Raw genomic sequence first — 2,705 nt, forward strand, 5'->3', positions numbered from 1 at the left:
CCCAAGGATTACTTATATTCGAACGCGAAACTCGTCGAGACAATCGCGCAAACAGGGATTGCCTTCCGCTATGAGATCGAGCCTGGTGCCGTCCATAATGAAATCGCGTGGCGGCGACGGTTGCCGAACGCCCTCGCCTTCCTCTATGAATTGACATAAAAAAAGAGACGAATCCCGCGAAGGAATTCGTCTCTTGCTTGATTAGATAACCCAGTTTCCGTCACGCATGATGGCTTCGCGTGAACCGTCTTCGAGTTCTCCATCGATATTCATCTCGGCCGAGCCGATCATGAAGTCGACGTGTGTCATCGAGTCGTTCGCACCGTTCTCGGCGAGCTCTTCGGCCGACATTTGCGGTCCGCCTTCAAGACAAGTCGAGTAGGCGCGGCCGAGCGCCAAGTGACACGAAGCGTTCTCGTCGAACAACGTGTTATAGAAGAGGAGACCCGAGTTCGAGATCGGTGAGTCGTCCGGAACGAGTGCGACTTCTCCGATGCGGCGTGCTCCTTCGTCGAGGTTCAACAGTTCATCGAGTGCTTGTTGGCCTTGCTTCGCTTCCGCTTTCACGACTTTGCCGCCTTCGAACCAGAGCGTGAACCCATCGATCAAGTTGCCGCTATAGCTGAGCGGTTTCGTGCTCGACACGTGTCCTTCGACCGCATCTTTGTCCGCGAGCGTGAACACTTCTTCCGTCGGCATGTTGGCGATGAAATCGACACCGTCGATGTTCGGACCGCCGCCGCCAAGGAAGACGTGTTTCTTCGGCAAGCCGATCGTTAATTCTGTTCCCGGCGCCTTGTAATGGAGCTTCGCATACTTCTTGTTCGTGAGTAACGTCGCGCGTTCACGGAGCGATGCGTCATGCTCGTCCCACGCAGCGACCACATCCGATTGATCCATGCGCGTCGCTTCGAAAATCGCTTTCCAAAGGGCAGGCACGGCGTCTTCACGGTCTGGGAAGACTTTCTTCGCCCACGCTTCTGAAGCGCCAGCGACGATTGACCAGCTGACGTTGTCGCTCATGACGTATTTACGCCATTTGGCGAGCGCCACACCAGCGGCACGGTTCGAATCCGCGATGCGTGATGACTCGACGCCATTCAGTGCGTCCGGGTCATCACTGACGATTGATAGGAACGCGGTCTTCTCTTCGGCCAGTTGCTCAAAGCGGGCTTTGAGCCATTCCGGATACTCTTTGAAGGCATCGGCCGGGGCGTTGAAGTAACGGACTTTCGTCGTCTCTTCGTCGCTCCAGTTGACATACACTTGTTTCGCGCCAGCCGCGTAAGCTGCTTTCACGATTTGACGGACGAGCGGTGCTTGGCTAATATCAGCTCGGACTTCAAGCTGTTGGCCCGGCTGAATGTTGACGCCTTTTTTGACGGCAAGCTCAGCGTAGCGGGCAAATTCTGCCTCAGTCGGCATGGTTACAGTAGACATATGTACAGTTCCTCCTTTTTCACTTATTCCTATTTTCTTAAATTTTCGGAAAAGTTGCAACCAAATCGCAAAAACGGGCATATTAGTAGATGAAGACAGAAGGAGGAATATACATGTCAGATTGGAAAACAACGTATACACACTTTTTAACGAGCGCGACCGAGAACTACACCGACAATGAAACATTGGGTGACCTCTTGGTCCAAGGCGAACTCGCTCTCGCCAAAGTGACGGTCGACGTCGCATCAAACGAGATTAGCAATATCGAGCGCGAAGAAGAACTTACGCTCTATTTCCAAATGAAACAGTTGCTCAACATCTTGCGCGCCGTCTATAACAATCAGTTCGAGATGCAACAAGATAAACAAGACGCTCTCGTGGCGGCCGTCCTGTATTTCGTGTCACCGTTTGACGCGATTCCAGACGATGCACCGCTCGGCTTATTCGACGACGCTCAAGTCATCGACTATGTACACGAGCAGCTCGCAAGCGATATCGATCGCTTCCACAACGAATTGTAATCGTTCGGCGCTTGAAATTCCGCCATCGTCGGAGTACGCTTGAATGAGTTTATGTCAAAGGGGGCGTATGGCGCCTAGCCATCATCTATGTACGCAAAATCAAGAAAACGAATCGCCGTCGAGACGACTTTGTTCATCATCGCCGGGACGATTCTACAATCGATCTTTGTCGGATTATTGCTCAAACCAAACGAGATCGGGTCCGGGGGCATCGTCGGGATCACCTTGATCATCAACGAGCTGTTCGGCACACCGATCGGATTCACGCAACTCGTGTTGAATATCCCGCTCTTTATCGTCGGCATCAAATACCTCGGGAAACGATTTATCCTGATGACCGGCCTCGTCGTTGTCTTGTCTTCCATCTTGATTGACACGTTGCCTGTGCTCATCCCGCCGACCCCGCTTGACGACCCACTCGTCGCCTCGGTGTTCAGCGGAATCGTCTCCGGGCTCGGGCTTGCCTTGCTATTATTCGCAGGTGCCTCGACCGGTGGCCTAGATATTCTCGGGAAAGTCATTTACACGAACAATCGAAATTTATCGCTCCCTAAAATCTTTTTGACGCAAGACATCATCGTCTATATTCTCGTGTTCATCACGTTCGATATTAAAGCGGTCATGTATGCGCTCGTGCTCAGTTTCGTCCGGTCACGGACATTGTTGACGATTCACCGATTCTTCTCGGCACAAAAGCAGTGCTTCATCATCTAGTAAAAAAGCCGATGAGATCAATCTCGTCAT

The 2,705-nt window shown here is 52.1% G+C and carries 3 protein-coding genes; 2 read left to right on the top strand and 1 reads right to left on the bottom strand.

The features are described from left to right. Positions 1-201: 201 nt before the first annotated feature. The gene (locus tag B9Z54_RS06420) at positions 202-1,440 is read right to left on the bottom strand and encodes an aminopeptidase (RefSeq protein ID WP_205207682.1); all 1,239 of its coding nucleotides are present in this window, start codon (positions 1,438-1,440) and stop codon (positions 202-204) included. A gap of 113 nt (positions 1,441-1,553) precedes the next feature. On the opposite strand from B9Z54_RS06420, the gene B9Z54_RS06425 reads away from it, so the two are divergent. Both B9Z54_RS06425 and B9Z54_RS06430 read left to right on the top strand, forming a co-directional pair. Then, positions 1,554-1,961 (top strand): YkvA family protein, encoded by a 408-nt coding sequence (locus B9Z54_RS06425; RefSeq protein ID WP_113927645.1) that lies wholly within the window; start codon positions 1,554-1,556, stop codon positions 1,959-1,961. 87 nt (positions 1,962-2,048) lie between these two features. Beyond that, positions 2,049-2,675, top strand: a complete 627-nt coding sequence (locus tag B9Z54_RS06430; RefSeq protein ID WP_240189826.1) for a YitT family protein — start codon at positions 2,049-2,051, stop codon at positions 2,673-2,675. The last annotated feature ends 30 nt before the right edge of the window (positions 2,676-2,705 follow it).

The organism is Bacillus sp. P14.5 (assembly GCF_003316765.1).
Lineage (GTDB): Bacteria > Bacillota > Bacilli > Bacillales > Bacillaceae_B > Rossellomorea.

Bases quoted from the DNA above. Each gene is read 5' to 3' on its own strand.
- B9Z54_RS06420 (WP_205207682.1), bottom strand. From the start codon at position 1,440: ATGTCTACTGTAACCATGCCGACTGAGGCAGAATTTGCCCGCTACGCT.
- B9Z54_RS06425 (WP_113927645.1), top strand. From the start codon at position 1,554: ATGTCAGATTGGAAAACAACGTATACACACTTTTTAACGAGCGCGACC.
- B9Z54_RS06430 (WP_240189826.1), top strand. From the start codon at position 2,049: ATGTACGCAAAATCAAGAAAACGAATCGCCGTCGAGACGACTTTGTTC.